We start from the raw sequence: 25447 nt of genomic DNA, 5'->3' as shown, positions 1-25447 counted from the left end.
GCCAACCCAACTCAGGAGCGGTGCACGTGCACCTGCTTCCAGCTTCCGCCAAGCTTCTGCCAGATCCGCGTCTCGCAGCAACGCGCCGTCAGCGGATCTCCATTCACCAACTTCTGCGTCAGCCGGGTGTAGCTCAACACCACTGACTCATCGCTCAGCCAGCGCAGATGCGGGCGGGCCATGGTCACGTTGACCGCAGGGGCGGGTTGGGAGGAATCCCCGGGAAGTTCAAAGTAATAGCGATGGAAGGGAAGGCCTTCAACCAGGTGCCCTTCACTCTCGGCTTCGAAGCAGCTGACGTCGTCTGCGCAGAAGTTCGAGTAAGCCTGCCAATCCCCGGAAGCCACGCTATTGAGCATGGATTGATTCAGTTTCAGGATCTCTTGATCGAGCTCGCTAAAAGCCATCTCCAGGATTCAGGCTGCTGTAATCACTAATCCTCGCAAAGCGTCCGGCCTGGCGGGCTGGGTTTCCTTCTCGATCGCTAAAGAGCGTCTTCATTCCCGATGCATCCGCTGCCTCAAGTTCCTGAGTGGAGTCACTCATGAAGAGCACATTGGATGGATCTGTTTGCATTGCTCTTGCGATAGCGATGTAGCTCTCCTTCGCTTGTTTGGCTCCAGTCTTGGTGTCAAACCAGTAGCTAAAGAGCTCCCTCAGATCTCCGGCTTGGCAATGGCCATAGAGCAGCTGTTGGGCCGGAACCGACCCGGATGAATACACAGCCAGGGTGAATCCATCGCGGTGCCAGCGTTTCAGGGCTTCTGGGACATCGTTAAAGAGAGGCGCTACCAGGTCGCCTGAAGCGTATCCGGATCGCCAGATTTGTCCTTGGAGATCTTTGAGTGGAGTCAACTTGATATCGCGTTCAATCAGTTGCCTCAAGTACGCGCTAATGGCTTCGTTCGAGAGGGGCGATGCGCTCTCCTGTTGCTCCAGCAGGGCTTTGGCCTCAAGGTGGGTGTCTTCTTCCCAGGCGGCCTCTACTTCGCGTTTTAGTCCATCGATTTCGGCGTCTTCCCGGTGCTCTTGGAGATAGCGCTCCATTGATGCGCTCGCATAGGGGAAGAGCACCTCGGAGACAAAGCTCACTGGGCAAGTCGTTCCTTCGATGTCTAAGAGAATGTGGCTGATACTCATTGCTTACTTCGCCAGAATCGAGTCCAGTAGAAGTTGCCGCCAGCGCTGCTCCAAGAGGAACTCGAGAATCTCTAAGTGCCTCATCGCGCTTCCCAGATTCCGCCCCCAGGCGTAGAGCCCATGGCCGCCAATGAGGAGCCCATGGGGTGCATCACCTAAGACCGATCTGGCGAGGGCCGATAGTTCTGATAGGTTCTGATTGTTCGCCAGGACTGGAAGATCCACAGTGCAGTCGTGGGTCTTGATGCCATCGAGGCCTTTCAGCATCTCCAGGCCACTGAGCTCAAGACTCGCTTGCATGCGGTTCCCAAGCCGTAGGGCCCACTGGGAGAGGAGTGTCCCGGCCTGCGAATGGGTATGCAACACAGCCCCAGCTGCGCAGGTTTTCACGATTTCGAGATGCAGGGCTGTCTCGGCACTGGCTTTGCCGTTGCCCAAGACCACATGGCCTTCCCGGTTCACCTGAATCAGATCAATCGGAGCGACTGATCCTTTGTGGACTCCGCTTGGGGCCATCAGTAGGCGTATGGGGTCGGCCTCGAGCACGCAGCTGAAATTGCCTCCGGTCCCGTCACACCAACCGCGCCGATGGATCTCGCCCATCGCTCCGCATAGGGCCTTGGCCAAGGCGGTGGTGTTGGCATCGGGCATCGGCACGTCCAACTCAGGCGGTCTCTCCACCCTGGCAGGAGGGGCACCAGTGGCTACTGCGCCCGCCCAACTTGTCACGCCGGATTGGGGTCCCGCAGACCCGGCAGGGTTCACCGGTGCGCCGGTAGACCCAAGCTGCATTGCCGTAGTTCCCATTCGTTCCGGTCAGATCCCGGAAGTCACTGAAGGTGGTGCCGCCGGCCCCAATGCTGGTGGTCAGGACCTCCACGAGGGCAGCATGCAGGCGCTCGAGCTGCTTGGGCTTCAGTGCGCCTGCCCGCTGCTCCGGGGCAATGCGGCTCATGAAGAGGGACTCATCGGCGTAGATGTTCCCGACCCCGGCCACCAGTGACTGATCCAGTAGGGCGGTCTTGATGGCGCGGTTTGATCCCTGGAGCTTCTCGCGCATGTAGCTGGGCGTGAAGTCAGGGCTAAAGGGCTCCGGTCCCAGGCGTTTGAGTCCGGTCATCACCGACTCCAGTGGCTCACCGGGAGGCACCCACCACATCTCTCCAAAACTGCGCAGATCCACAAACCGCAGCTCCTGGCCTTGGGGATTCCAGAACCGCACTCGCGTGTGGGTGCAGGGTTCCTTGTCCGTCTCCATCCAGAGGAACTGTCCAGTCATCCGCAGGTGCACACCCCAATGCCCAGCATCCGCGCCGGATCGTCTGAGGCTTGCCATCAAATATTTGCCGCGCCGCATCCACTGATCCACGCTGCAGCCCTCCAGGGCCGAGCAGAACTGCTCTGGAACGGGTGGTGATGCGATGGCTCGGGCCCGCAAGACCTCGACCCGTTCAATCGTGAAGCCGTGGGTCTGGCGCTCCAGTCCGCGCCGCACCGTTTCCACTTCAGGGAGCTCTGGCACCCGTCTGCACAGGAGAGATCAGGGCCACAGACTGCCACGGAGGCTCCAACAGCAAAAATCCCCGACCTGAACACAGGCCGGGGATTGATACGTGGCTTTAATTCTGAGGATCAGGCCTTCTCGAGTTCGCTCTCGGCGAAGTTGTTGGTGTTGATGCCGCCTTCGGAGCCGCTGACGCCGTTGTAATTCACCTTCTCGAAGCGCACCACGACGGGGTAACGGATGCCGGAGGTGTCAATGGAGGCAACGGTGCCCACATCGTTGAACCAGTAGGACTCAGGACGCTTGATGCGCACCTTGTCACCGCGGGAGATGGCCATCGCTGCGCTGTAAAGGGGTGGCTGTCATTGGGAATTTACCCGTAGCGGGAGTCCTGAAAGCTGGCCCGTCACGAAACGTGGCACCATCGATCTCTCACGAGCGTTTCCCCATGGCCGAGGCCCCCTCCTTCAGCCTCGAATTGCCTGATCCCGAGAGCGAAAGCATTAGCTCGATGGAGTTCATGGCTCGGATTGAGGAGGCCTGGGCGATTTGTGACCGCTTTGATCTGCAGACTGAGATCTGGCGGGGCCGGATCCTTCGCAGTGTTCGGGACCGGGAGCGCCGCGGCGGTGATGCCCGCGGAGGTGGCTTCCTGCAGTGGCTCCGTGAGCAGGAGATCAGCAAAACCAGGGCCTATGCCCTGATTCAGTTGGCGGAATCCGCCGATCAGATGCTGGGTGAGGGGGTGCTCGAGGAGACCAGCGTCAACAACTTCTCGAAGCGTGCCTTCATGGAGACGGCCCAGTCGGATCCCGAAGTCCAACTGATGATCGGAGAGGCCGCCAATGACGGCCAGCAGATCACCCGCAAACAGGTTCGCCAGCTGACCGACGAGTTCACGGCAGCCACCAGCCCCCTGCTGCCGGAGGAAATTCGTCAGCGCACGGCTCAGAACTTGCTCCCGCCCAAGGCCGTTGCGCCCTTGGTCAAGGAGCTGGCCAAGCTCCCCGACGAGCAGCAGGAGGATCTCCGCAAGGTCCTGCGGGATGAGCCCGAACTCGAGCGGGTGAAAGATGTCACCAGCACAGCCCGGTGGCTGAGCAAAGCCTCGGAAGCTGGACTGGCTGTTCGCGCCTTTCAGCAGGGGGAGCTCGATCTGGATAAGGCCATGCAGGAAGCCCTTCGCCTCGATGCCTTGGGATTGCTCTCCGATGCGGTGGGCCAAGCCCAAGCGTTGGAGTCGGCCGTCCTCAAACTCCACACCAGCTGGCGTCGACTCAATGGATTGCAGGAGCGCCTCTGGGTGGAGAGCGGCAGCAGCACCCCCCACCTGCGTGAGCTCCTGACGGCCCTGCAAACGCTTAGTGGCAACACCATGCGTGTCTCCCTTGGGGAACTTGCAGGGGGTAAGAGGGTGCGGCTGCAGCTGGTGGAGGAATCGCCTGATCAGCTCGAGGCTCCGACCATTGCGGTGATGGCCCAGGCCGGCTGAGATCCGGTTGATGAGCGATCCCCTTGAGTCGGCCCTTCAGGAACACTTCGGCTGGTCGGCCTTTCGTCCCGGCCAGCGTCCTGTGATTGAAGCGATGCTCGCTGGGCAGGATTGCCTGGCGGTGCTCCCCACCGGGGCGGGCAAGTCCCTCTGTTATCAGCTGCCGGCCCTAGTCCGAGAAGGCCTGGTTTTAGTCATCTCCCCGCTGGTGGCCTTGATGGAGGACCAGGTTCAGCACATGCAGCGACGCGGGATTCCTGCCGCTTGTCTGCACCGAGGCCTGGACCCGATGCGCCGGCGGGATCTGTTGCAGCGGGTGCGCAGCAACCGGCTGCGCCTCCTGTATCTGGCCCCTGAACGTCTTCAGGTGGAGGCCACCCGGCGGTTGCTCGAGGAGATCCACGAGGAGGGGAAATTGGTGGGGCTGGCCATCGATGAGGCCCACTGCATCAGCGCCTGGGGCCATGACTTCCGCCCGGACTATCGGCGCTTGGGGCAGTTGCGCCGGCTCTGTCCCGGTGTTCCGGTGGTGGCCCTGAGCGCCACGGCCGCTCCCAGAGTCCGCGCGGACCTGATCCGTCTGCTGGAGCTTCGGCGTCCGCTGATTCAGGTGCGCTCTGCCCGGCGGGAGAACCTCTCCTATGTCATGCGCCGTCGTCCGGCTGATCCCCTGCCAGAGGTTCTCAAGGCGGTGGAGGAGGCCCGTGGTGCGGTCTTGATCTACGCCCGCACCCGGCGCTCCGTGGAGAGCTGGGCCAAGCGCCTCAGCGAGAACGGAGTCGAGGCCATCGCTTATCACGCCGGCATGGATCCGGAGAGCCGCGCCCTGGCTTTGACCCATTTCCAGGACCACGACATGCCAGTCCTGGTGGCCACAGTGGCGTTTGGGATGGGGGTGGATCGGCCGGATGTCGGCCTGGTCTTGCATCTGGATCTCCCCGCTAGCACCGAGGGCTATCTCCAGGAGTCGGGCCGCGCTGGTCGTGATGGTCTCCCGGCTCGCTGCATCGTTCTCTTTGATCCCGATGACCGCTCCAGCCTGGCCTGGGCCATTCGCTCCTCCGCTGAGGAATCAGGCGATCCCCAGGACCGGACACGGGCGGAGCTTTCCCAGCAGCAGCTTCGGCGGATGGAGGCGGTCGCCGAGGGCTCAGGATGCCGGGAGCAGGCCCTGCTGCTCTCGGTTGGTGAGTTGGTCTCCCCCTGCGGTCGCTGCGATCGTTGCAGCCAGACACCCCGTTGGAAGGACTGGTCCGATCAGGCATCCCAGGTACTCGAACAACTGGATCAGCGCAGCGGTGTGGACCTGCGCAGCCTCGGTGACGACCTGGCCAAGGCCGAGGGGGACGAGGTGGACCAATGGCGCTGGTTGGCACGGCGCCTGGTTCAAGAGGACCTGATCAGCGAAAGCAATGACGGCAGTCAGCGCCTCTGGCTTAGGCCTGCGGGTCGACGCTTCCTGCGGCAGCCCTGGACGCTGAAACTGGCGGCCTGATCAGCCGGGCTTGGCCCTGCAGAGATCCGTGATCAGCTTCTGCTCAAAGTCGCTCTGGGGGGCATCCCAGGTTTTCCAGGCTCCCGATTGGCCGGTGGCATTCAGGCGCTTGGCGTTGCAGTTAATCGCCAGGTAAAGGGGCTGCCCGTCGCTGTTGAGGCTTGGCGCCACGTAGCTGCCGCCCATGGCCTGCCAGTTGGCCCAATCCACCTGAAGGGGGCCGTAGCTCCGCCAATCGGGCGAGCTCCCTGCAGCGGTTTTACTCGAGGGCTCAGCCTTGGCCGTGGTTGCGGTTGGCTTGGTCACCGTTGCCTTGGCGATTGCAGGTTTGGGGGTCTCCGCTTTCGCCGGTTCTGCCTTCTTCTCGGGCTGAGCCACAACGGCTGTGGTGGTGGTCGTTGCCGCGACGGTGGTGGCCACCGAGGGCTTGACCTTCATGGGTTCGGCTTTGGCGACTGCGGGCTTGGCCGCCTCGACCTTCGCGGGCTCAGCTTTTTTGACCGGCTTGGATGCTGCCGCCACCGCTGGCTTGGGCTTGGGTTTCGCTGCCACTGGGGCAGCCGCCGGACGAGGCTTCGGCTTGGGCTTGCTGGCGCTGCGCAGGGTCAGGGTGCTGCCCGCCATCACCTGGTTGGGGTTGCTGATGCCGTTGATGGCGATCAGTCGCTGCATCGAGACGCCATAGCGATCGGCGATCGATGAGAGGCTTTCCCCAGGCTGAACCTGGTGGGTTTTGGCGTTTTTATTCACAGCCACCCGAGGACGGGCGCTGGCGCCAGGCACCTGGATGCGGCTGCCGGCCCAGAGGTCATTCGCATCCCGCAGGCCATTGAGTCGGACCAGGCGATCGACGCTGGTGCCGTAGCGATCGGCGATCTCTGAGAGGGTCTCGCCTGCCTTGACGGTGTAGTTGCCCGAGCCACCACCGCTGTAGACGTTGCCGGGAACCTTGATGCGGCTGCCGGCCCAGAGGTCGTTGGCATCCCGCAGGCCGTTCATCTCCATCAGCCGATTGACCGAGGTCCCGTAGCGGTCGGCAATTTCAGAGAGGGTCTCACCGCGCTTGACCACCACCTCGCCGGCCAACCCCGGGAGGGGAAGCAGAAGGGCCAGGGCTAAAGCGGCGGCAGAGCGGCGGCGCATTGGGTCTAACAACGGTCGACTGGGCGCACCATACGGGGCCTGGAGGCGGGCGCTAGTCCCCCTTCCATAAGGCATGGAAATGGCTTCACCCCAGGAGTCGTCGAATCAAGGGGAGACGTCCGGCGTAGGGGGGGTAGCGGAAGGGGAGATCGAGGGCAAAGGGCCGGCGCAGAACGCTGCGGCGGTGGGAAAACGCGTCGAAACCAGCTTTGCCGTGATAGGCCCCCATCCCGCTGGCGCCCACGCCGCCAAAGGGGAGTTCGGGAACCCCGACCTGCATCACCACATCGTTGAAACAGACCCCGCCGGAGCTGGTGCGCCGAAGCACGGTCTCCTGGTGCTGCTTCGAGCGGCTGAAGAGATAAAGAGCGAGGGGCTTGGGGCGTTGGTTAATCCACTGGATCGCTTGTCCCAATCCATCGACCTCCAGCACCGGCAGCAGAGGTCCGAAGAGCTCTTCCTGCATCAGTGGATCCTCGCGATCACGCACCGCAACCACGGTGGGGGCGACGCGCTTCCGTTCTGGGTCGCAGGTGCCCCCCAGCAGGATCTGGCCCCGCTCTCGGGCGCGCTCCAGCAGCCCACTCAGTCGCTGGTACTGGGCGGCATTGACGATCGAGGCCAGGTCGCTGGAGTGCAGCGGCTCTTCGCCAAAGCAAGCCGTGATGCGTTCGCCTAGGGCCTGGATCAATGCTTCTCGGATACCGCTCTCGACCAGGAGGTAGTCAGGGGCGATGCAGGTCTGACCCGCATTCAGGCACTTGCCCCAGACCAGCCGGCGACTGGTGACCTCCAGGTCCGCATCGCTGAGGACCACCGCCGGGCTCTTGCCGCCGAGCTCCAGGGTGACCGGGGTCAGGTGTTGAGCTGCGGCGCCCATCACGATCTTCCCGATGCGCTCGCCGCCGGTGAAAAAGATGTGATCAAACCGTTCAGCCAGTAGGGCCTGGGCGGTGCTCCCGTCCCCTTGGACCACCTGGACGATCTCAGGCGGGAAGGCCTGCTCGATTAACGCGCTGATAAGTTGCGCGGTGGCAGGGGCGTGCTCAGAGGGCTTGAGGATGGCGGTGTTGCCGGCTGCCAGGGCACTGACAAGGGGCTGAAGTGCCAGGTGGAACGGGTAATTCCAGGGTCCAATGATCAGGACACAACCCAAGGGCTCGGCGATGACCTCGGCTTGTCCTGGCCGTTGGCTCACCGGAACGCTGACCTTTTTGGGGGCAATCCAGCGCCGCAGTTGGCGGCGGCAGAGGTTGATCTCCTGGCGAACCGCGACGACCTCGAAGTAGGCCTCCACATCGGGTTTGCCCAAGTCACTAGCCAGGGCGGCCAGCACGGCATCGCTATTGGCGCTGAGGGCGGCATCGAGGCGATCGAGCTGCTCGAGGCGCCAGGGCAGTGGGCGGGTGGTCCCATCGCTGACCAGCTGACGCATCGCGGCGATGGGGGCAGTCAGCTGGAGCACAGATCAGCGGGCGGGTCGCCGGATCACCCTATGGAAAGCAGCCGAAACCCCGTGGTTAGGGCTTGGATGACTTCGCCATGAAGCCCTTGCTGGGGGGCTCTTCTGCGGTGGTGGCTGTGATGACTGGGGGGCCTGAGAGTTTGGCTTCGATCCAACGGGAGAGGACATAGATGCCGATGAACATCGGCACATAGATCACACCGGCGCTGCGTTGGTCCAAATCCAACTGGCTGACAACAGCGACGCCAGCGCTGCTCAGAGCGAAGTAGATCAAGACCCGGCGCAGAGCGATCGACTTCAGCATCCGTTGAGGGTCACTTCGACGTTCAGCATTTCACGCTCTCTGGCTTGCTCTCAAGCTGCCGATCAGAATCGCCTTGTTGGCGACGCGGCTGCTTGTCTTCCACGATCAAGCAGCGCAGAGATTGTGGAGGGGTTCCGCTCAAGAAAGACGTCGGATTGGTCTGGGCAAATGACCAGGCCTTGGCCTCAAGACTGCCATGAAGCTGACAGTGCTTCATCACGGCTTGAGGCCTGATTGTGTACATCAGCTACGCGCAATCCTGAGCCCGCGTTGACAGGCGCAAAAAAAACCGGCTCGAGCGCCGGCGGGTTGACAAGTCTGGTGCCACTTGACTTGTCGGTGTTTTGGAAGCCCTTGACGAGACTTGAACTCGTGACCTCTCCCTTACCAAGGGAGTGCTCTACCGCTGAGCTACAAGGGCATGTGGAAGGTGGGCCGGGTTGGATTTGAACCAACGTAGGCAGAGCCAGCGGATTTACAGTCCGCCCCCATTAACCACTCGGGCACCGACCCGAACCACACCCCAAGAACTTACCAGCCGGTGGGGCCTCTCTTGGCACGCTCCCTACGATCGCCGCAGTGGACCTTGACCTTGGCCGGCTCCGATGCACCTGTTGTTGCTGAACGGCCCCAACCTCAATCTGTTGGGGCAGCGTGAGCCGGGGCTCTACGGCGCCGACACCCTGGAGGCCATCGAGCAGCGCCTGAGCGCTGAAGCCGCTGCACTCGGCTCCGAGCTCAGCTGTTTTCAGAGCAACCATGAAGGGGCTCTGGTGGATCGGATCCATCAGTCCCGCGGTCAGGTGGACGGGATCTTGATCAATGCCGGGGCCTTCACCCACACCTCGATTGCCCTAAGGGATGCGCTGCTCGGGGTGGCGATTCCTTATGTGGAGCTTCACCTGAGCAATGTCCATGCCCGCGAGGACTTCCGCCACCACTCCTATCTGGCGGATCAGGCGCTGGGGGTGATCAGCGGTTTTGGTCCGGCCAGCTATTCCTTGGCGCTTCAGGGTTTGGTGGCCAAGCTGCGGGGCCAGGCATGACGGTGGTCTTGGAGAGCCAGGTGGCGCGGGTCAAGTGGTTGACGGCCCCCAGCTCAGAGGCCTGGCTGGAACAGGCCATCAATCGCTCGGATCTGGTGCTGATCGACCATGCCCACTGCGAGCGGAAGGCGGCGGGGGTGGCCCTGCAGTTGATGTTCCGCTACCCCTCCGATGAGCAACTGGGTGAGCAGCTCAGTGGCCTGGCTCGCGAAGAGTTGGAGCACTTTGAGCAGGTCCTGGCCCTGCTGCAGCACCGTGGGATTCCTTTAAAGCAGCTCCCGGCTCCGGCCTACGGCTCCAGCCTGACGGCCCAGGTCCGCAAGGCTGAACCCCAGCGGATGCTGGACACTTTTTTGGTGGCTGGCTTGATCGAGGCCCGCAGCCACGAGCGCATGGCGCTGCTGGCGGCCCATAGCCCCGACCCTGAATTGAAGGAGCTTTACGGCGAGCTTTTGGCGAGTGAAGCACGCCACTTTGGCCTGTATTGGGTGCTCTGCGAGCAGCGCTTTGGCCGGGAGGTCACGGTGGAGCGGCTCCAGGAGCTGGCTCAACTGGAAGCCCAGGCCCTCAGCGGCAGCTTGGAGCGACCGGAGTTGGTCCGAATGCATTCGGTTGGCATTCGGGACTAACTCAGGCGGGGGAAGCGATCGGCGATCGGGTCGCCGCTGAATTGCGCCACCCAACCCTCTGGGTTGTCGAAGAAGCGAATGGCGCAGAAGGACGGCTCTGCCCCCATGTCGAACCAGTGCTTGGTGCCGGCGGGAACGCTGATCCAGTCGTCGGTTTCGCAGAGCACCTGCAGCACCTCCTGGCCGATGTGCAGGCAGAACAGCCCGCGGCCTTCGACAAAAAAACGCACCTCGTCTTCGGCGTGGGTGTGCTCCGAGAGGAACTTCTGTCGCAGCGCCTCGCGATCGGGGTGATCCGGTGTCATCCGAATGGCATCGACGGTCGGATAGCGGCCCCGCGTCTGCACCGCCTGGATCTCCTGGGCATAGGCGGCCAGCACGGCCTCGGGGCCAGCACCCGCTGGAAGCTCCGCGCGGGCTGGCCAGCGCTCAAAGCCGATGCCGCGCGCGGCAAGTTCAGCGGCAATCACCGCCGGATCGTTCGTGGTCAGATTGGGCAGCTGAGCGGCCTCGCCCGTGGCCTCGAACACCTGCAGGTCGCTCATCGCTCTGCCCGCTTAGTTGCCTCAGCCTAGAAAGGGGCCGACTGAGCCCCCCGCCCATGCGCTCCAGCCCTGTCGTGGCAGCCAAGCCTGGGGTCACCCTGGTGGGAGTCGGTCCAGGTGATCCCAATCTCTTGACCGTGGCGGCAGTCCAGGCCGTTGCCTCTGCGGCCGTTGTGGCCTACCCGGTGGCTCGCCCGGATGCCGAGGGCATGGCGGCACAGATTGCCGCGCCTTGGATGGCGGCCGAGCAGCGGCGCCTGCCGTTGTTGTTTCCGATGGTGGCCGAGGCCGAGCCGCGGCAGCAGGCCTGGCGCGAGGCCGCTGATGCCTTGGCGGCGGAGGTGGAGCAGGGGCTGGCGGTGGTCTTGCTCTGCGAGGGGGATGCCTCCCTCTTCGCCAGCTGCTCCTATGCCCTGCTGGCGCTGGCCGATCGCCATCCCTCGATACCTGTCGCCGTGATTCCTGGGATCACAGCGGCCGCTGCGGCCGCGGCGGCGGCTTCAGCCCAGGGCATGCCCTGGCCCTTGGCCCTGCAGCAGGAGGGGCTGATGATTCGCCCCACCCCAGAGACCCCCGAGGACCTGGAGGCGTTGCTGGATTGGGCCCAGGGCCAACAGGTGGTGCTGGCGCTGCTCAAGTTGGGCCGCCGCTGGCGCTGGGTGCAGCCGCTCTTGGAACGTCGCGGCCTGCTCAGCCGCAGCCTCTTTGCCCAACGGGTGGGCTGGCCTGATCAGCTCTTGGCCCCTGCTGATTCGATCCCAGCCGATGAGCAGCCCTACTTTTCACTTCTGCTGATCCGTCAGGGTTGGCCCAAGGTTCTGCCCTGAAGGAGCTGCTGCCATGAGCACCATCGACTGGTTCGCCCTGCTGCACCCGGTGCTGGTGATCCTGTTCGTCTACCCCTTGATGGGGGCGACGGTGCGGCTGGGATTGCTGGTGCGCGAGAAGCGCTTGGGTATTACCAAGCAGCCGGAACCTGTGCCCCAAGAACACGCGGACCATGGCCTTTGGCTGACGGTTGGGGTGGTCGTGGCGGTGTTGATTGCCATCGTCTATTCGTTCAGCAAGGCCTATCTGGAGGCCGGTGCAGACTTCAGCGGCGGCGCCGGTCGCTACGGACTCCTGCTGCTGGTGTCGGCCGGGACCCTGGTGGCCCTAGCGGCTCTGCTGCGGGTGCACCGGGCGATCTGGCGGGCGAGTTTTGCGCTGCTCTGCTGGGCCGGGGTCCTGGGCCTGGGCAGTCAGGCTGAGATCTGGCGTCTCTCCGACAATCCATTCAGCGCTGGGTTCTGGAGTTCCCACTACTGGGCGGGCGTTCTGCTGAGCGGTCTGATGCTCTTCACGCTCTCGGCCCGGCCTGAGATCAAGCGAAATCCTCGGCTGAGGCGGCTGCACATCAGCGCCAATGTGCTGATCCTGCTGTTGTTTGCAGTCCAAGGGGTCAGCGGCACCCGCGACCTCCTGCAGATCGGCGGCCACTAGGCCGAGAGGGCCGCGGCGGTTTGATCCAACAGGGCCACCGCTTCGGCGGGTGTGGGCGCCCGCATCAGGGCGTGCCGCAACTGGGGCGCTCCGGTGAAGCCGTTGCAGGTCCAGCTCATGTGCTTGCGGGCGATCAGCAGCCCGTGGTCGCCCTTGGATGCCACCAGGGCCTGCAGCTGTTCTTTGGCCAACAGGACCCGCTCGAGGGGCGTGGGTTCCTCTGGAATCGGTCGGCCGCTGAGGGCCGCATCGATCTGGCCCACCAGCCAGGGGGCCCCCATGCTGCCCCGGCCCACCATGACTCCATCGGCCCCGGTCTGCTCCAAGCAGCGCAGGGCATCGGCGGAGGAGTTGACGTCGCCATTGGCAATCACTGGGATGGCGAGGGCCCCTTTGACCGCGGCGATGGCGTCCCAATCGGCGCTGCCTTTGAAGGCCTGTTCGCGGGTGCGGCCATGGAGGGTCAGCAGCTGGGCGCCGGCGCTCTCGAGTTGCTGGCACCAGGCCACGGGGTTCAGGTCGCTTCCGCACCAGCCCAGTCGGGTTTTCACGGTGACAGGAATCGAGACCGCCGCTGAGACGGTCTCCACGATGCGGCTGGCCAGATCGGGTTCGCGAATGAGACCGCTTCCGCCGCCCTTCTTGGCGATCTTCTTGACCGGGCAGCCCATGTTGATGTCGATTAGGAACGCTCCTGCGGCTTCCGCCCTGCGGGCCGCATCGGCCATGGACTGGGGCCGGTGATCAAAGAGCTGCACGCCGATGGGGCCCTGCTCGAGGGCGAGTTCCTCCACCTTTTGCAGGCCATGGCCCAGCTCCAGGCTGGTCGCGTTGACCATCTCGGTGAACAGCAGGGCGTCGGGGGCCCAGCGCCGCACCAGACCGCGGAAGATGCGATCGCTCACCCCGGCAAGGGGTGACTGCAGGACGCGGCAGCGCAGCAGGCGTTCTGTCCCCCGGCCGGGGAGCTGGAGCGGTTCGCAGGAGCGGGCGGGCGTGATCATGGTGATCCGATTCTCGGACTCCAGGTCGATGCCCGTCCCCTACCCCCTCAGCCGGGAGCTCTTGGAGGCGGTCCTGGAGGACCGCACCAGCGACCGTTTTGTTTGTGAGTTGATCTGGCCGCGCTTGGGATACGAGCAAAACGGCGAGGGGATCTGGAGCGCCGGCCCAGGGACGGAGGCCAACTGGCGGGAGTCCTTCCCGATCGAGCCCCAGTTCATCGCCGAGCGCCCCGCCAGCGTGGCGCTGACCCGATCGGTCCCCAAGCCCTACAAGCAATTGCTCAAGGAGCAGTTGGGTTTTGGCGGTTACAAGATTGGCGGCCTCTACCCCCGCCGGACCCGCAGGGCCACCGCCGTGAACTGGCTGCTGGCTGATCTGGCGGAGCGGGGGGAGCCCCTGCCAGCTAGCGGGCCAATGCCTCCGCTGTTGGATCAGCCGGCTGATCCGGTCCAGGGGCATCCAGGCGATCTGCCGATTGCCTGATCCCAGGGCTCGCGGGAGCCTGATGGGCAGGGAGGGCCAGGACCCACAGGCCCACGATTAACAGCTCCAAGCTCAGGAGCTGCAGGATCCGACTGGTCGACCCTCCCCGCATGGTCAGGCCTGGATGCTGACGGGAGTTCCCTTCGGGGTGTTCTCAAACAGCCAGCGGGCATGGGGGCTGGGGATCCGGATGCAGCCATGGCTGCGGGGGACGCCAAACGCTTCGTTGGCCTTCTCTTGCCAGGGGGCCCCGTGCATGCAGATCATCCCGTTCTGGGTGATGCACATGGCCCAGGGGACGTTCGGGGCCACGTAGTCCCGGCCGCGCATGGTGACGCTGCGGTACTTGTCGTAGACCTGGCCGAGCCCCATCGGCGTGGGCGTGGCGCCCTTGCCAGTGCTCACCAGCACCGTGCGAACGAGCTCCTGTTGTTGGTTGTAGACGTAGAGCTTCTGGTCGGAGAGATCGACCACGATCGAGGCAATCAGTTCCACCATCGCGGGAGACCGCCGTCGGGCGGGGGACAGAACACCCTTCCTCTAGCGAGACTCGTGCAGTCTTGTTTTGAGACTGGCGGAAAGATTTTCGCTTCTGCCGGCCTGTAGGGTCGAGGTAAGGCAGTTGTTGCGATAACTCTTTGGCGTTGCCAGTCGTTGCCATTATTGGCCGCCCCAACGTGGGCAAATCCACCCTTGTGAACCGCCTCTGCCGCAGTCGCGAGGCCATCGTTCACGACGAACCGGGTGTGACCCGAGACCGCACCTATCAACAGGGGTATTGGCGGGATCGCCACTTCAAGGTGGTCGACACCGGTGGTTTGGTCTTCGACGACGACAGCGAATTTCTGCCGGAAATTCGGGAGCAGGCCAACTTGGCCCTCTCGGAAGCCTCGGTGGCGGTGGTCATCGCTGATGGTCAGCAGGGGTTGACGGCGGCGGACGAGTCCATCGCTGAGTGGCTTCGTGGGCACAACGTTCCGGTGCTGCTTGCGGTCAATAAATGCGAGTCGCCCGAGGCGGGTCTGGCCATGGCGGCTGAGTTCTGGAGCCTGGGTCTGGGTGAGCCCTACCCGATTTCGGCCATCCACGGGGCCGGCACGGGGGACCTGCTGGATCAGATGGTGGACCACCTGCCTGCCGCCGAGGAGCTGGAGGGGGAAGAGCCCATTCAGATGGCCATCGTTGGCCGTCCCAACGTCGGGAAGTCCAGCCTCCTTAACGCGGTCTGTGGTGAGAAGCGGGCGATCGTGAGTCCGATTCGCGGTACCACCCGCGACACCATTGACACCTCGATCGAGCGGGAAGGGAAAGCTTGGAAACTGCTTGACACCGCGGGCATTCGTCGCCGCCGTTCGGTCAGCTACGGGCCGGAGTACTTCGGCATTAACCGCAGCTTCAAGGCGATTGAGCGCTCCGACGTCTGCGTGTTAGTGATCGATGCCCTCGATGGCGTGACTGAACAGGATCAGCGCCTCGCTGGCCGCATCGAAGAAGAGGGCCGGGCTTGCGTGGTGGTGGTCAACAAATGGGACGCCATCGAAAAAGACAGCCACACCATGCCGGCCATGGAAAAAGAGCTGCGGGCCAAGCTCTATTTCCTGGATTGGGCCCCGATGCTCTTTACCTCCGCATTGACCGGTCAACGGGTGGAAAGCATCTTCGCGATTGCGGCCGTTGCGGTGGAGCAGCACCGCCGCCGGGTCAGCACATCGGTGGTGAATGAGGTGCTGCGGGAAGCGGTCAGCTGGCGTTCTCCGCCCACCAGCCGCGGTGGTCGCCAGGGCCGCATCTACTACGGCACCCAGGTGGCTGTTCGTCCCCCAAGCTTCACGCTGTTTGTGAACGACCCGAAGTTGTTTGGGGACACTTACCGTCGCTACGTCGAACGGCAAATCCGTGAGGGTCTGGGCTTTGAGGGGTCGCCGCTCAAATTGTTCTGGCGCGGCAAGCAGCAGCGCGATGCGGAGCGTGATCTGGCCCGGCAGCAGGCCAAGGGACGCTGAGCTTCTGATTCAGCTTCAACCCTGATGGATTGGTTGCGGCAAATTCCCATCGGCCAATACGTCGATGGGACCGGTAGCTGGCTGCGGCTCCTGGATGCCCGCTTGAAGCTGGGCTGGACGGTGGTGTTTTTGCTCACCCCGATCCTGGCTGGGCCCTGGTGGCGCTTGTCCCTGGTGGGTCTCTTGCTCGTCTTTACGGCCTTGAGTGGTTTGCCCTGGCGCCTCTGGCGCCGCACTCTGCCCCTGTTGCTCGCTCTCTCGGTTTTGGTGGGGGCGCTGGCCACCACCCTGCCGACGGGATCGCTGGCACCCGCGTCCTTAAACCGGCCTCCCCAGGAGTTGGCACTGGGAGCTGATCAGCAAGGGATGCGTTGGGAGCTCTTGCGGCTCGGCCCGGTGCAATTGGGGCCGCTGCCACTGGGTCCCTTCGTGGTGACCCGCCGCTCGGCGGAGCTCGGGATTAACAGCGCCACGCTGCTCTTCACGGTGATTCACAGCGCCAACCTGCTGCTCCTGACGACTCCGCCCGAGGAGTTGGTCTGGGGCTTGAGCTGGTGCATGGCTCCCCTGGCTCGCCTGGGGGTCCCGGTGGAGCGCCTGGGCTTCACCTTGCTGTTGTCCCTTCGATTTCTGCCGCTGGTCCAAGAGGAATTCCAGAACCTTTTGCGCTCCCTGGCCACCCGTTCGGTCAACCTGCGGCGGCTCGGCTTCCAGGCCTCGGTCGCTCTGGTCTTGGCCTTGGGTGAGCGCCTGCTGGCTAACGTTTTATTGAGGGCTGAACAGGGGGCTGAAGCCCTCTTGGCCCGGGGCGGTCAGTGGATCGCGCCCTCGCAACTCCTGCGCTCCCGGCTGCGGGCTCCGCTTCTTCAAGCCCTGGGTTGGCTTGGTTTGCTGGCTGTTCTCGTTCTGCGCTGGCGCTTTGGTGCGCTTTGATAGGCGGTTGGCCGACCTAGGCGTGTGAGTAACGAGCGCTATCTCAATCACCCCACTTTTGGCCTGCTGTATCGGGTCGCTGAGACCGGTGAAGGCCGCGAGCTCTACGCCACCCTCTATGCCCAGAGGATGTTTTTCCTGGTCACGGTGCAGGGCCGCAGCGTGGAATTTGAGGTCATCCCGTTGATGGATGCCCGCCATCTGGCCGAGCAAAATCTCAACCGCGCGCGAAGGGAAGGTCCCGAAGTGCATGCCGGCTGGAGAGAATTGTTCGACAAGACCTTCATCTAGCTGTTGGGCCTTTCCTCTGCTGCAGCCCGTCTTCAGGCTCTGAACGAGCAGTTGCCCTCCCACACCCGCCTGCTGGCGGTGAGCAAGGGGCACCCCTCCAGCAGTATTCGCGAATTGGCGGAAGCCGGGCAGCGGAGTTTTGGAGAAAGCCGCCTGCAAGAAGCCACAGCAAAACAGCAGGAGCTGGCCGATCTTGAGGGGCTCGATTGGCACTTCATCGGGCGTCTTCAGGCCAACAAGGTGCGGCCAGTGCTGAAGCAATTCAGCTCGATTCACTCCGTGGACTCCCCGGCTTTGGCCGAGCGGATCTCGCGGATTGCAGGAGAGGAAGGCCTCAATCCATCTGTTTTTCTGCAGGTCAAACTTCGGCCAGACCCCAACAAAGGGGGGCTCACGGCTGATGAATTGGAGCGGGAATGGCCACGGCTTCAGCAGCTGCCCAACCTGCGGATTGTGGGGCTGATGACCATGGCTCCCCTCGGTCTGGAGGCGGAGCAGCGGCAGGAGCTTTTTGCGGACTGTTCGGCTCTCGCCCAGCGCATCGGACTGGCGGAATTGTCGATGGGAATGAGCGGCGATTGGCCCGAGGCGGCCGCCGCCGGAAGCACCTGGGTCCGGGTGGGTTCAGCCCTCTTTGGTCCGAAGCGTTGAAACCGGCATAAAAGCCAACAATGATCCGCTGAATCCCTTGTCAGCACCCGCGTGGGACGCTATCTAGGTTAAAAGCCAAATCCGAGGTTTCACGGTGTCGTTGTTCTCCCGCCTGCGTGCAGTTGTCTCCGGAGACGATTACCTCGACGGTTACGACGACGACGATCTGGATTACGACCAGGGCGAGATGCCGGAAACCAGTGGCTCGACCCCCTCTGGTGCACTCGCGCTGACCAGCGATTTCGATGCCGTTGATCCCTTCGCTGGGAGCAATGTGATTGGCATGCCCGGTATCTCTACCTCGGCGGCGGAGGTCACCCTGATGGAGCCCCGCAGCTTCGATGAGATGCCTCGCGCGATTCAGGCCCTGCGTGAGCGCAAGACCGTGATCCTGAACCTCACGATGATGGAGCCTGACCAGGCTCAGCGCGCTGTGGACTTCGTTGCCGGCGGCACCTTCGCCATCGATGGCCATCAAGAGCGCGTTGGCGAGAGCATCTTCTTGTTCGCTCCCAGCTGTGTCACCGTCACCAGCGCCGGCAGCGAAGAAGCCTCGGCTCCCACGGTTGTCTCCCGCGACAGCGTGGACGAGCCTCAGCAGGACATCGCCCCCACCCCCGCTTGGGGCCGCGAGTACGGCGCGAACGTCGGTTGAGCAGCACCTCCCCCACATCCTTCGGGGTGATTGGCCTGGGCCGTATGGCCCAGGCTTTGCTGTTTCCATGGCTGGAGAGCGGACTGGTGCCGCGCACAGCGGTGCGAGCAGTCGTTGCTTCCCAGGCCTCGGCTCAGCGTCTGCAGAACGAGAACCTGCGCGTGAGTGTCGATGGCCAAGAGGCCTGGGCGGCTCCGGTGGTTCTGCTGGCGGTCAAGCCCCAGCAGCTCGAAGCCGTGGCAGCCGCAGCACCGGCTCCCGCTCCGGGCACATCGCCCCTATTGATTTCTGTGTTGGCGGGGGTGAAGCTCGAGCGCCTGCAGCGGCTCTTCCCTGGCTGGCGGGTGGTGCGCTCGGTGCCCAATACCCCCTGTTTGGTGCGCGCTGGTCTCACGGCACTGGCCTGGGGGGAGGGTGTTGAGGCCGAGCAGAAGCGCTGGTTGCTGGAGTTGTTCGCCCAGGTCGGGGAGGTGCTGGAGCTGCCCGAAACCCAGCTGGATGCATTCCTCGCTCTGACCTCCTCAGGACCGGCCTTTGTGGCTCTGGTGGCTGAAGCCATGGCCGATGGGGCGGTGGCCTCGGGATTGCCCCGGGTTCAGGCCTTGCATCTGGCCCACCGGACCTTGGCCGGTACTGCCGCATTGTTGCAGGAGCAGCAGTTGCACCCTGGTCAGCTCAAGGACATGGTCACGAGCCCAGGCGGGACGACCATTGCGGGAGTCCGCGCCCTTGAGCGTGCGGGTCTGCGCTCCGCTTTGATCGAAGCCGTGGTTGCGGCAGCCGAGCGCAGCCGAGCCCTGGGCTAGGCCTCTTTCTTTTTGTCCCCGAGTCGGGGCTCGGTGCCGGCGGCGATGCGGCTGAGGTTGCTCCGGTGCCTCCAGATCACCAACACCGCCGCCACGACCGAGAGGCTGAGGTAGGCCGGACGAATCGCCTCGCCGAGGGAGGCGAAGCGCGCCAGCATCAGCAGGGGCAAGCTGAGGGCGGCCAGCACGCTCGAGAGCGAGACAATCCGGCTGAGGCTGATCACCCCCAGGAAGACCCCGAAGCAGGCCAGGCCGACGGGCCAGGCCAGGCCCAGCAGCATTCCCAACCCAGTAGCCACGGCCTTACCGCCGCGCCAGCCGAGCCAGATCGGCCAGATGTGACCAGCCAACGCCGCTAAACCGGAGGCGACGACCCACCAATCACTCAGGGCGTTGTAGCCATCAGGCTGGAGCAGGGCCTTGGCCAGCAGTACGGCGGCGGTTCCCTTGAGCACATCGATCAGGAACACCACCAGTGCGGGGCCCTTGCCGACTTGGCGTAGAACGTTTGTGGCTCCGGTGGAGCCGGAGCCCAGGCTGCGAATGTCGACGCCTTTGAGCCAACGCCCCGCCAGGTAGCCACTGGGGAAGGAGCCCAGGAGGTAGGCAAGAACCAGGGTGAGCAGAGGCGCGATGAAGAAGTCGGTCACAGCAGGCTGTCCTCCAGGGCGAGTTCGGTGGGGCTGCCGGCAAAGGCCAACCAGACCGGGAATTGCAGGATCGGGATTTCGACGGCGGGCTCTGCCGCATCGACCACGATGAAGGGGAGTTCACCTCGCTCTTCCAGGCGGTCGGCCCGTTCGATCAGGGCATCGGCGCGCTCGAAGAGAACGATGCCGCTGTTGGGCCCAAAGTCTTCGCGGTTCAGCCCGAGGCAATCCTGCAGGCCCCGGCGCCATTCGCCCAGCCGCTCGGGCATCCCAGCCAGCACCAAGGTTTGAAAGCGTTCGCCGTAGAGCTCACCCAGGATTGAGATCGCTGCGGCGGTCGCTAGGGCATTGCGGTTGCGGCTGCCGCAACTGGGCTGGGCGCCTCGGCCGCCTTGGGCCAAGAACCAGTCCTCCAGCAAGGACGCTCCACCGGGTTCGAGGCTCCGGCGCAGCTTCCAGGGATCCGCATAGAAATCCGCCTGGCCTTGAAAGGCTGCCAGTCGATCGCGGATCAGCGCTTCGTCATGGCTGAACAGCCCCGCTGGTGCAGGAGCTGGGGTCTCAGCTGCCGCTGCTGCCTGTGCCTCGGCGGCGGCAGCCTGATCCAAAGGGGAGGGTTGCACCACCAGGGGTTGCACCACCAGCTCCATTTGTTCGGCGGACACCGCTAGTTCTTGGAGGGCTCCCACGAGATAGTCCTGGAAACCCTTCACCCGCCGGGCGATGGAGTCGGATTGCCCCGCGAAGCTGCTGTTGATTTCCTGCTGAAGCTGATCCCTGCGGCCCGTGAGCTCGCTGATCTCCTGCTGCAGGGCCTCGCGCTGCTGACGCAGTTCGTTGGTGGCGAGCTCCTTCCAGTCCTCAGGCTGTGGGGACGTTGGGTTGGTGGCCTCGTCGCTCATGGCTGGGCGATCACGTGACGGTTGAGCTGCTCGCGCAGGCTGTTGGCATCAAATAACACCGGCAGGAAGTGAATGCTTTGCTGTTCACGGAAATAGAACAGCACAGGGAAGGGCTCCCAGAACAGCGTCCAATTCAGCCACTCGCTGTATGGAAATCGGCGCAGGACGGTGTTCCCGCGCCAGACGATGAGGGCCTCGGCGCAGAACTGCAAGCGCAGGATCTGGCTCTGGATCAGCAGGAAGAGACCAAAGACACTCACTAGCGCTGCGGCCCAGATGTTGATCAGAAGGCAGGCCACGCCCAGGATCAGGACGCCCAAGGGCACCCAGATGCGCGGGGCCAGGATGGCTCCCTGCTCTGGGTTGGGGCCGGATCCAGTCACGGTCGAAGGGCTCATGAGCCGAAGAGCAATTGGGTTAAGACCACGTCCACCAGCGAGACAGTTACCAAGATCATCACCACAGCACCGGTGGTGCTGGTGCCCACTTCCTTGGGGCCACCCCGGGTGGTGAGACCCCAGCCGCACGCGATCACAGCAATCTGAAGGCCGAAGACCACGGCCTTCAGCAGCATCGCCGGCAGGTCGGAGGGCTGCATCCAGCCCCGAACGGAGTTCCAGAAGACATCGGGCGGGATGTTGTAGAGGATGGCGCTACTGACCTGGCCCGACCAGATCGCCACCGCAAAGAAGGCGAGGCATTGGACCGGGGTCATGACGATCATCGCCAGCAGGCGCGGGACCACGAGGTACTGGACCGGGTCGGTGCGCAGCATCGTGATCGCATCGATCTGCTCGGTGACCTTCATCGTCCCCAGCTGGGCGGCATAGGCCGTCGCCACCTTGCCCGTCACCAGTGTGGCTGTGAGGATCGGAGCAATTTCCCGGGCGAGACCCAGGGCGAGTATCCCGCCCACGGTGGATCCGGCCCCCTGTTTAACCAGCTCGGAGGCGGCTTGGATGTTGAAGACCGTGCCGGCCGCTAGACCCGTGATCAAGATGATCAGGAAGCTGCCGGGGCCAGCCTCCATCAATTCGGCGATCAGGTCATTGGGGTTGATCTGGCCCTTGGCCAGGGCGGAGACGGCTTGACCACCAATCAGCAGGCTCTCGCCTAAGCGGGTTAACCAGCGGGGGAGAAGCCAGGCGGGAAGGCGACGGGCAGGCATGCGACGGAGTGACTAGCTGGCTTCAAGATGCAGGCCCCTCTCGGGCCAGCGGCGCGTCACCACTAACCCAAGAACCACCAACACTGCGGGAATGATGCCCATGCACAGCCGGATCGCCACCAGGGCGCTGGTCGGTTGGGCGGTATTGGCCAGGGCTTCGTCGTAACCGCTGGCGCTGAGCACCATGCCCAGTAGGGCGATCACCGCACTTATGCAGACCTTCTGGGCCAGAACCATCCAGGCGGTGTATTGGCCGGCCGGCTTCTCCGGATCGGCATCAATCGCATCGGGCAACAGGGACCAGGGAATGAGATAGGCGGTGGAGGCCCCGACCCCAGCCAGGACGATGGAGAGGACCAGCAGAACCAGCTTGAGCAAATTGCTGGCGGCCATGACCGGCAGGGCCGGATTGAGGGGTTGCAGCACCATCACCAGCAGGCAACCGGCAACCCAAAGCAGCCCCCCTTGGCGCAGGGCTTGCAGGCGTCCAGCCCGATGGGAAACGGTGTTCCAGAGCCAGAGTCCCCCGAGGGAACTGAGCAGGAACGGCAAGAGGATGAGCTTGCTCAGCCCCTCGGGCACCTGAAGCACCACAGGCAGGAAGAAGAGCGAGACCGCTTGCATCAGCTGCAGGGAGCACCAGAGCAGGAGGTAGAGGCCCAACACCATGAGGAAGCGGCCGTTCTGGGCAACCCGCCTGAGCAACTTGCGGGTGGTGCCGGGGGTGGGTTCGGGGCGTTGGCAGTTGCGGGCCGCCGGTAACAGGCCCCAGCCGCAGAGCAGGCCAGAGGCGCTGATGATCACGCCGGAGACCAGTCCGACGGGTAGGTAGGAGGAGGGATCACCCAGGTTGCCCACCAGGACCCCCGCCAGAAGCGCGGCGGTGATCGTGGCCAGGATCGAGCCGGTGAAACGGGAGGTGTTCAGCCGAGTGCGCAGGCCGACGTCGGTCGTCAGTTCGGCGGCAAGGGCTGTGTAGGGGAGGTTGACGCAGGTGTAGAGGCTATTGGCGACCACGGAGACCACCAGGAACACCCAGAACTTGGTCCAGATGCTCTCCCAGGGCGGCAGCCACCACATCAGGGCCATGGACGCACCCAGTGGCACGGCGCTCCAGAGGATCCAGGGGAGCCGAGGGCCGAGTTGGGTGTTGACGGTCTTATCGCTTAACCAGCCGACGATCGGGTCGTTGACGGCATCCCAGAGGCGACCGAGTCCATAGGCCAGGCCGGCGAGCCAGGGGGGGAGGCCTGCTGCGACATAGAAGCGCAGCAAATAGAAGCCGATGAGGGAAGCGCCCATACCGGTTCCCACGTCCCCCAGGCCGTAGGCCCAGAGCAGGCGCTGCCTGGGGCGGCCCCGCAGATCGACGGCATCGCTAGGGGCTTGAGGCGTGGCGGCCAAGGACGCTGTCCCGAACGCAGGTCATAATGCTCCAGTCAGCGCGAAACCCGTTCCGCTGGCATTCAGCATCAGACGCTTCTAGTGCGTTTGTACTGCTGCGGGCTTAGTTTAGTGGTAAAACCTCAGCCTTCCAAGCTGATGATGCGGGTTCGATTCCCGCAGCCCGCTTTTCTCTAGGAGCAGCTTTGCTCCACCAAGAGCACCAAGCTGCGGCTTCTCAAGGTCTGGGCTGAACCGCTCCAGGGTTGGGGGTCCGCTGGCGCGGCATCGGCTTCAGCGGTGTTGATGAGTTGGAGCCAACCGCTACTGCCCTTGGGGACTTCGAAGCTCAGGTCCTCGGAGTAGGCGTTCATGCCGCACCAGACCAGGGGGCCGCGCTGGCCATCATTCAGGCTCCAGGCCAGGGTGTGGGACCAGCTAGCCCAATCCGGTTGTCCGAGCTTGGGACCGTGCCACTGCCGAATGAGATGTCCTGGCTGATCGAAGCGAGTGGACTTGGCTTCGGCGTGGGGCACCTCCGGATTGAATAAATCAGCCCACCTGTGGCGGATCTGAATCAGGCGCTGAAGGAACTCTTTTAGAGCGAGATCCTCAGCGTCCGGCATCCAATGCATCCAACCGAGGATGTTGTTCTGGCACCAGGTGTTGTTGTTCCCGCCTTGGCTGCGGCGCACTTCATCGCCCATGAGCAGCATCGGCACCCCAGGGGAGAGCAGCAGCGTGGCCAGCAGGTTGCGCACTTGCCGATTTCTCAGGGCCTGGATCTCGGGATCACTGCAGGGCCCCTCGGCGCCGTGATTCCAATTGTTGTTGTGGTTATCCCCGTCGCGGTTGTCCTCGCCGTTGGCAAGGTTGTGCTTACCGCCGTAGCTCACTAGATCATTCAGGGTGTAGCCGTCATGGGCGGTCAGGAAGGTGATGCTGCGCCCCAGGACCGCCGGCTGACCGCCGAAGAGATCGGGACTTCCGCTCAGCCGTTGTCCCATCGCCCAGCAACTTTTCTCATCCCCTTTCCAGAAGCGTCGGACGTCATCGCGGAAGCGACCGTTCCAGCTGCCGATGCGCCTCGCTGGAAAATCAGCCAGGCGATAGAGCCCGCCACAGTCCCATGGTTCGCTGACCAGCTTCAGATCCGAGAGCTCTGGATCGGCTTCGATCTCTTCAAACAGCGGAGGTTTGTCCAGCGGAGCGAGCTCTTCACCGCGGCTCAGGGCGATGCCGAGGTCGAAGCGGAAGCCATCGACCCCGAGCTCTAGGGCCCAACAGCGCATGGATTCCAGAATCAAGCGCCGCACCAGAGGGCGGTTCGCGGCGATGGAGTTGCCGCAGCCGCTGACATCCATGTAGTCGCCTTTGGCGTTCTGGTGGTAGTAGAGCCGATCATCGATCCCGCGCCAGCTCAGGGTGGGGCCCGCCTGGTTGCCCTCGCAGGTGTGGTTGTAAACCACATCCACCAGCACCTCGAGACCGGCCTGATGGCACGCGGTCACCAGTTGACGCACCTGATGGCGGATCTGCAGTGGATCGTCTCCCTGCTGGTAGCCGTGATGGGGTGCCAGCCAACTCAGGGGGCTGTAGCCCCAGTAGTTCATCCGCCCCTCGGGAGCGTCATGGGGATCGAAGGCCATCACCGGCAGCAGTTCGATCGTCGTGATCCCTAGTCCCTTGAGGTAGGGAATCAGTTCGATTAATCCCAGATAGGTCCCCTGCGCCTCCTGACTGACGGGGCTGCCCTGGCCGCGGCTGAAGCCCCCCACGTGCAATTCATAGATGAGGGTTCGCTGCCAGCTGTGGCGCGGTCTCGGAGCAGCGCGGAAATCAAAGCGATCTCGTTCGGTGACGACCCCCTTGAGGCACTTCGCCGTGTTCGGCATTCCTCCGAGGGCATCGACACGCTTGTAGACGTCCCACCCCGCGATGGCACGGGCGCAGGGATCCAAGAGCAACTTCGAGGGGTTGTACCCGTGTTGGCCCGGTTGAAGGGGGCCAAAGACCCGGTAGGCGTAGCAGCAGCCGATGCCGACGCCCTCCACCTCGACATGCCAGATGTCGCCGGAGCGGTGCGCGCTGTGGAGCTCAATCGTCTGCTCCGGTTCGCTGGCGCTCCCATCGCGAAACAGCAGCAGTTCAATCCGGCTTGCACTGGGGGCGGCCAGTGAAAAGTTCACCCCCCTGGGTGTGGCTTGCGCCCCAAGGGGCCAGGGCTGTCCGAGGTGGATCGAAGCCAACGGATCCTGCGGGCTGCTGCCAC

Annotated in this window: 30 protein-coding genes and 3 tRNA genes; 14 read left to right on the top strand and 19 right to left on the bottom strand. The window is 63.8% G+C overall.

Translation table 11 applies throughout. The annotated features are described in order from the left end of the window. Positions 1 to 11: 11 nt before the first annotated feature. From ACLM42_RS09300 to ACLM42_RS09280, 5 genes are all read right to left on the bottom strand, one after another. Positions 12 to 407, bottom strand: a complete 396-nt coding sequence (locus tag ACLM42_RS09300) for a nuclear transport factor 2 family protein (protein ID WP_415398910.1) — start codon at positions 405 to 407, stop codon at positions 12 to 14. Next, positions 397 to 1140, bottom strand: coding sequence for an acireductone synthase (gene mtnC / locus ACLM42_RS09295; RefSeq protein WP_415398909.1), 744 nt, complete (start codon positions 1138 to 1140; stop codon positions 397 to 399). Before mtnC ends, ACLM42_RS09300 begins: the two co-directional genes overlap by 11 nt. Positions 1141 to 1143: 3 nt before the next feature. Next, positions 1144 to 1791 carry a methylthioribulose 1-phosphate dehydratase gene (mtnB, locus tag ACLM42_RS09290; protein ID WP_247912022.1) on the bottom strand — a complete coding sequence of 216 codons (648 nt, stop codon included), beginning with the start codon at positions 1789 to 1791 and terminating at the stop codon, positions 1144 to 1146. Between the two features lie 13 nt (positions 1792 to 1804). Continuing rightward, complete coding sequence (locus ACLM42_RS09285) at positions 1805 to 2662, bottom strand: DNA-formamidopyrimidine glycosylase (RefSeq protein ID WP_415398908.1); 858 nt, start codon at positions 2660 to 2662, stop codon at positions 1805 to 1807. A gap of 110 nt (positions 2663 to 2772) precedes the next feature. Then, positions 2773 to 2982, bottom strand: coding sequence for a photosystem I reaction center subunit IV (locus ACLM42_RS09280; protein WP_010315087.1), 210 nt, complete (start codon positions 2980 to 2982; stop codon positions 2773 to 2775). A 110-nt stretch (positions 2983 to 3092) separates the two neighbouring features. On the opposite strand from ACLM42_RS09280, the gene ACLM42_RS09275 reads away from it, so the two are divergent. Further along, positions 3093 to 4136, top strand: a complete 1044-nt coding sequence (locus ACLM42_RS09275; protein WP_415398907.1) for a hypothetical protein — start codon at positions 3093 to 3095, stop codon at positions 4134 to 4136. A gap of 10 nt (positions 4137 to 4146) precedes the next feature. Beyond that, positions 4147 to 5631 (top strand): RecQ family ATP-dependent DNA helicase, encoded by a 1485-nt coding sequence (locus ACLM42_RS09270; protein ID WP_247910165.1) that lies wholly within the window; start codon positions 4147 to 4149, stop codon positions 5629 to 5631. Here the strand turns inward: ACLM42_RS09270 and ACLM42_RS09265 are convergent, their stop codons facing one another. The 5 genes from ACLM42_RS09265 to ACLM42_RS09245 all read right to left on the bottom strand — a co-directional run bounded on the left by ACLM42_RS09265 (position 5632) and on the right by ACLM42_RS09245 (position 9056). After that, a complete protein-coding gene (locus tag ACLM42_RS09265; protein WP_415398906.1) occupies positions 5632 to 6774 on the bottom strand; it encodes a LysM peptidoglycan-binding domain-containing protein in 1143 nt (380 codons plus the stop codon). 85 nt (positions 6775 to 6859) lie between these two features. After that, positions 6860 to 8209, bottom strand: coding sequence for an aldehyde dehydrogenase family protein (locus ACLM42_RS09260; RefSeq protein WP_415400162.1), 1350 nt, complete (start codon positions 8207 to 8209; stop codon positions 6860 to 6862). 85 nt (positions 8210 to 8294) lie between these two features. Beyond that, positions 8295 to 8543 carry a hypothetical protein gene (locus ACLM42_RS09255; protein WP_415398905.1) on the bottom strand — a complete coding sequence of 83 codons (249 nt, stop codon included), beginning with the start codon at positions 8541 to 8543 and terminating at the stop codon, positions 8295 to 8297. Positions 8544 to 8892: 349 nt separating this feature from the next. After that, positions 8893 to 8964: transfer RNA gene (locus ACLM42_RS09250), tRNA-Thr, on the bottom strand. Positions 8965 to 8974: 10 nt separating this feature from the next. Beyond that, positions 8975 to 9056: transfer RNA gene (locus tag ACLM42_RS09245), tRNA-Tyr, on the bottom strand. A gap of 92 nt (positions 9057 to 9148) precedes the next feature. Here ACLM42_RS09245 and aroQ point away from each other — a divergent pair. Then, positions 9149 to 9589, top strand: a complete 441-nt coding sequence (aroQ, locus tag ACLM42_RS09240) for a type II 3-dehydroquinate dehydratase (RefSeq protein ID WP_415398904.1) — start codon at positions 9149 to 9151, stop codon at positions 9587 to 9589. Next, on the top strand, positions 9586 to 10218 hold the full coding sequence (locus tag ACLM42_RS09235; RefSeq protein WP_415398903.1) for a tRNA-(ms[2]io[6]A)-hydroxylase: 633 nt from the start codon (positions 9586 to 9588) through the stop codon (positions 10216 to 10218). The genes aroQ and ACLM42_RS09235 overlap by 4 nt, the downstream gene beginning before the upstream one ends. Here ACLM42_RS09235 and ACLM42_RS09230 read toward each other — a convergent pair. Then, on the bottom strand, positions 10215 to 10763 hold the full coding sequence (locus tag ACLM42_RS09230) for a 1,2-dihydroxy-3-keto-5-methylthiopentene dioxygenase (RefSeq protein WP_247910170.1): 549 nt from the start codon (positions 10761 to 10763) through the stop codon (positions 10215 to 10217). The genes ACLM42_RS09235 and ACLM42_RS09230 overlap by 4 nt on opposite strands. 56 nt (positions 10764 to 10819) lie before the next feature. Here ACLM42_RS09230 and ACLM42_RS09225 point away from each other — a divergent pair, with 56 nt between their 5' ends. Together ACLM42_RS09225 and ACLM42_RS09220 are read left to right on the top strand one after the other, a co-directional pair. Continuing rightward, positions 10820 to 11590, top strand: a complete 771-nt coding sequence (locus tag ACLM42_RS09225; RefSeq protein ID WP_415398902.1) for a precorrin-2 C(20)-methyltransferase — start codon at positions 10820 to 10822, stop codon at positions 11588 to 11590. A gap of 13 nt (positions 11591 to 11603) precedes the next feature. Next, a complete protein-coding gene (locus ACLM42_RS09220) occupies positions 11604 to 12245 on the top strand; it encodes a DUF4079 domain-containing protein (RefSeq protein ID WP_415398901.1) in 642 nt (213 codons plus the stop codon). On the opposite strand, the gene dusB is transcribed toward ACLM42_RS09220, so the two are convergent. Further along, entirely contained in the window at positions 12242 to 13249 is a 1008-nt protein-coding gene (dusB, locus tag ACLM42_RS09215) for a tRNA dihydrouridine synthase DusB (protein WP_247910173.1), read from the bottom strand. The two genes, ACLM42_RS09220 and dusB, sit on opposite strands and share 4 nt — an antisense overlap. Positions 13250 to 13277: 28 nt before the next feature. On the opposite strand from dusB, the gene ACLM42_RS09210 reads away from it, so the two are divergent. Then, on the top strand, positions 13278 to 13733 hold the full coding sequence (locus ACLM42_RS09210) for a DUF1823 family protein (RefSeq protein ID WP_415398900.1): 456 nt from the start codon (positions 13278 to 13280) through the stop codon (positions 13731 to 13733). Positions 13734 to 13847: 114 nt separating this feature from the next. On the opposite strand, the gene ACLM42_RS09205 is transcribed toward ACLM42_RS09210, so the two are convergent. Beyond that, positions 13848 to 14231: a L,D-transpeptidase gene (locus ACLM42_RS09205; RefSeq protein WP_415398899.1), complete on the bottom strand. Its 384-nt coding sequence runs from the start codon at positions 14229 to 14231 to the stop codon at positions 13848 to 13850. Between the two features lie 140 nt (positions 14232 to 14371). Between ACLM42_RS09205 and der the strand changes: the two genes are divergently transcribed. From der to proC, 6 genes are all read left to right on the top strand, one after another. After that, entirely contained in the window at positions 14372 to 15736 is a 1365-nt protein-coding gene (gene der, locus ACLM42_RS09200) for a ribosome biogenesis GTPase Der (protein ID WP_415398898.1), read from the top strand. Between the two features lie 24 nt (positions 15737 to 15760). Continuing rightward, positions 15761 to 16669: an energy-coupling factor transporter transmembrane component T family protein gene (locus ACLM42_RS09195; RefSeq protein WP_247910177.1), complete on the top strand. Its 909-nt coding sequence runs from the start codon at positions 15761 to 15763 to the stop codon at positions 16667 to 16669. Positions 16670 to 16693: 24 nt separating this feature from the next. After that, on the top strand, positions 16694 to 16960 hold the full coding sequence (locus tag ACLM42_RS09190; protein ID WP_247910178.1) for a PipX family protein: 267 nt from the start codon (positions 16694 to 16696) through the stop codon (positions 16958 to 16960). A gap of 3 nt (positions 16961 to 16963) precedes the next feature. Beyond that, positions 16964 to 17611: a YggS family pyridoxal phosphate-dependent enzyme gene (locus tag ACLM42_RS09185; protein ID WP_415398897.1), complete on the top strand. Its 648-nt coding sequence runs from the start codon at positions 16964 to 16966 to the stop codon at positions 17609 to 17611. 94 nt (positions 17612 to 17705) lie between these two features. Then, the gene (locus tag ACLM42_RS09180) at positions 17706 to 18266 is read left to right on the top strand and encodes a cell division protein SepF (protein WP_247910180.1); all 561 of its coding nucleotides are present in this window, start codon (positions 17706 to 17708) and stop codon (positions 18264 to 18266) included. Then, a complete protein-coding gene (proC, locus tag ACLM42_RS09175) occupies positions 18263 to 19072 on the top strand; it encodes a pyrroline-5-carboxylate reductase (protein WP_256463409.1) in 810 nt (269 codons plus the stop codon). Before ACLM42_RS09180 ends, proC begins: the two co-directional genes overlap by 4 nt. On the opposite strand, the gene plsY is transcribed toward proC, so the two are convergent. From plsY to ACLM42_RS09150, 5 genes are read right to left on the bottom strand one after another with little or no spacing between them, the layout of a single operon-like run. Then, on the bottom strand, positions 19069 to 19722 hold the full coding sequence (gene plsY, locus ACLM42_RS09170) for a glycerol-3-phosphate 1-O-acyltransferase PlsY (protein WP_247910181.1): 654 nt from the start codon (positions 19720 to 19722) through the stop codon (positions 19069 to 19071). The genes proC and plsY overlap by 4 nt on opposite strands. Continuing rightward, on the bottom strand, positions 19719 to 20624 hold the full coding sequence (locus ACLM42_RS09165; protein WP_415398896.1) for a DUF3086 domain-containing protein: 906 nt from the start codon (positions 20622 to 20624) through the stop codon (positions 19719 to 19721). The genes plsY and ACLM42_RS09165 overlap by 4 nt, the downstream gene beginning before the upstream one ends. Further along, complete coding sequence (locus ACLM42_RS09160; protein ID WP_247910183.1) at positions 20621 to 21022, bottom strand: DUF3119 family protein; 402 nt, start codon at positions 21020 to 21022, stop codon at positions 20621 to 20623. Before ACLM42_RS09160 ends, ACLM42_RS09165 begins: the two co-directional genes overlap by 4 nt. Continuing rightward, on the bottom strand, positions 21019 to 21792 hold the full coding sequence (locus tag ACLM42_RS09155; protein WP_247910184.1) for an MlaE family ABC transporter permease: 774 nt from the start codon (positions 21790 to 21792) through the stop codon (positions 21019 to 21021). Before ACLM42_RS09155 ends, ACLM42_RS09160 begins: the two co-directional genes overlap by 4 nt. A 12-nt stretch (positions 21793 to 21804) precedes the next feature. Then, a complete protein-coding gene (locus ACLM42_RS09150) occupies positions 21805 to 23196 on the bottom strand; it encodes an MFS transporter (protein WP_247910185.1) in 1392 nt (463 codons plus the stop codon). 97 nt (positions 23197 to 23293) lie between these two features. Here ACLM42_RS09150 and ACLM42_RS09145 point away from each other — a divergent pair. Continuing rightward, a tRNA-Gly gene (locus ACLM42_RS09145) sits at positions 23294 to 23364 on the top strand. A 5-nt stretch (positions 23365 to 23369) separates the two neighbouring features. On the opposite strand, the gene ACLM42_RS09140 is transcribed toward ACLM42_RS09145, so the two are convergent. Then, positions 23370 to 25424 (bottom strand): glycogen debranching protein, encoded by a 2055-nt coding sequence (locus tag ACLM42_RS09140; protein WP_415398895.1) that lies wholly within the window; start codon positions 25422 to 25424, stop codon positions 23370 to 23372. Positions 25425 to 25447 lie beyond the last annotated feature (23 nt).

Origin of the sequence: Synechococcus sp. W4D4 (assembly GCF_047716805.1) — a bacterium.
Classification (GTDB): Bacteria; Cyanobacteriota; Cyanobacteriia; order PCC-6307; family Cyanobiaceae; genus Vulcanococcus.
The sequence above is the reverse complement of the archived record's forward strand: the minus strand, read 5'-3'. Positions and strand labels throughout refer to the sequence as shown.

Coding starts and splice junctions, on each gene's coding strand:
- ACLM42_RS09300 (WP_415398910.1), bottom strand. CDS start 407: ATGGCTTTTAGCGAGCTCGATCAAGAGATCCTGAAACTGAATCAATCC.
- mtnC (WP_415398909.1), bottom strand. CDS start 1,140: ATGAGTATCAGCCACATTCTCTTAGACATCGAAGGAACGACTTGCCCA.
- mtnB (WP_247912022.1), bottom strand. CDS start 1,791: ATGCCCGATGCCAACACCACCGCCTTGGCCAAGGCCCTATGCGGAGCG.
- ACLM42_RS09280 (WP_010315087.1), bottom strand. CDS start 2,982: ATGGCCATCTCCCGCGGTGACAAGGTGCGCATCAAGCGTCCTGAGTCC.
- ACLM42_RS09275 (WP_415398907.1), top strand. CDS start 3,093: ATGGCCGAGGCCCCCTCCTTCAGCCTCGAATTGCCTGATCCCGAGAGC.
- ACLM42_RS09270 (WP_247910165.1), top strand. CDS start 4,147: ATGAGCGATCCCCTTGAGTCGGCCCTTCAGGAACACTTCGGCTGGTCG.
- ACLM42_RS09265 (WP_415398906.1), bottom strand. CDS start 6,774: ATGCGCCGCCGCTCTGCCGCCGCTTTAGCCCTGGCCCTTCTGCTTCCC.
- ACLM42_RS09260 (WP_415400162.1), bottom strand. CDS start 8,209: ATGCGTCAGCTGGTCAGCGATGGGACCACCCGCCCACTGCCCTGGCGC.
- ACLM42_RS09255 (WP_415398905.1), bottom strand. CDS start 8,543: ATGCTGAAGTCGATCGCTCTGCGCCGGGTCTTGATCTACTTCGCTCTG.
- aroQ (WP_415398904.1), top strand. CDS start 9,149: ATGCACCTGTTGTTGCTGAACGGCCCCAACCTCAATCTGTTGGGGCAG.
- ACLM42_RS09235 (WP_415398903.1), top strand. CDS start 9,586: ATGACGGTGGTCTTGGAGAGCCAGGTGGCGCGGGTCAAGTGGTTGACG.
- ACLM42_RS09230 (WP_247910170.1), bottom strand. CDS start 10,763: ATGAGCGACCTGCAGGTGTTCGAGGCCACGGGCGAGGCCGCTCAGCTG.
- ACLM42_RS09225 (WP_415398902.1), top strand. CDS start 10,820: ATGCGCTCCAGCCCTGTCGTGGCAGCCAAGCCTGGGGTCACCCTGGTG.
- ACLM42_RS09220 (WP_415398901.1), top strand. CDS start 11,604: ATGAGCACCATCGACTGGTTCGCCCTGCTGCACCCGGTGCTGGTGATC.
- dusB (WP_247910173.1), bottom strand. CDS start 13,249: ATGATCACGCCCGCCCGCTCCTGCGAACCGCTCCAGCTCCCCGGCCGG.
- ACLM42_RS09210 (WP_415398900.1), top strand. CDS start 13,278: ATGCCCGTCCCCTACCCCCTCAGCCGGGAGCTCTTGGAGGCGGTCCTG.
- ACLM42_RS09205 (WP_415398899.1), bottom strand. CDS start 14,231: ATGGTGGAACTGATTGCCTCGATCGTGGTCGATCTCTCCGACCAGAAG.
- ACLM42_RS09195 (WP_247910177.1), top strand. CDS start 15,761: ATGGATTGGTTGCGGCAAATTCCCATCGGCCAATACGTCGATGGGACC.
- ACLM42_RS09165 (WP_415398896.1), bottom strand. CDS start 20,624: ATGAGCGACGAGGCCACCAACCCAACGTCCCCACAGCCTGAGGACTGG.
- ACLM42_RS09160 (WP_247910183.1), bottom strand. CDS start 21,022: ATGAGCCCTTCGACCGTGACTGGATCCGGCCCCAACCCAGAGCAGGGA.
- ACLM42_RS09155 (WP_247910184.1), bottom strand. CDS start 21,792: ATGCCTGCCCGTCGCCTTCCCGCCTGGCTTCTCCCCCGCTGGTTAACC.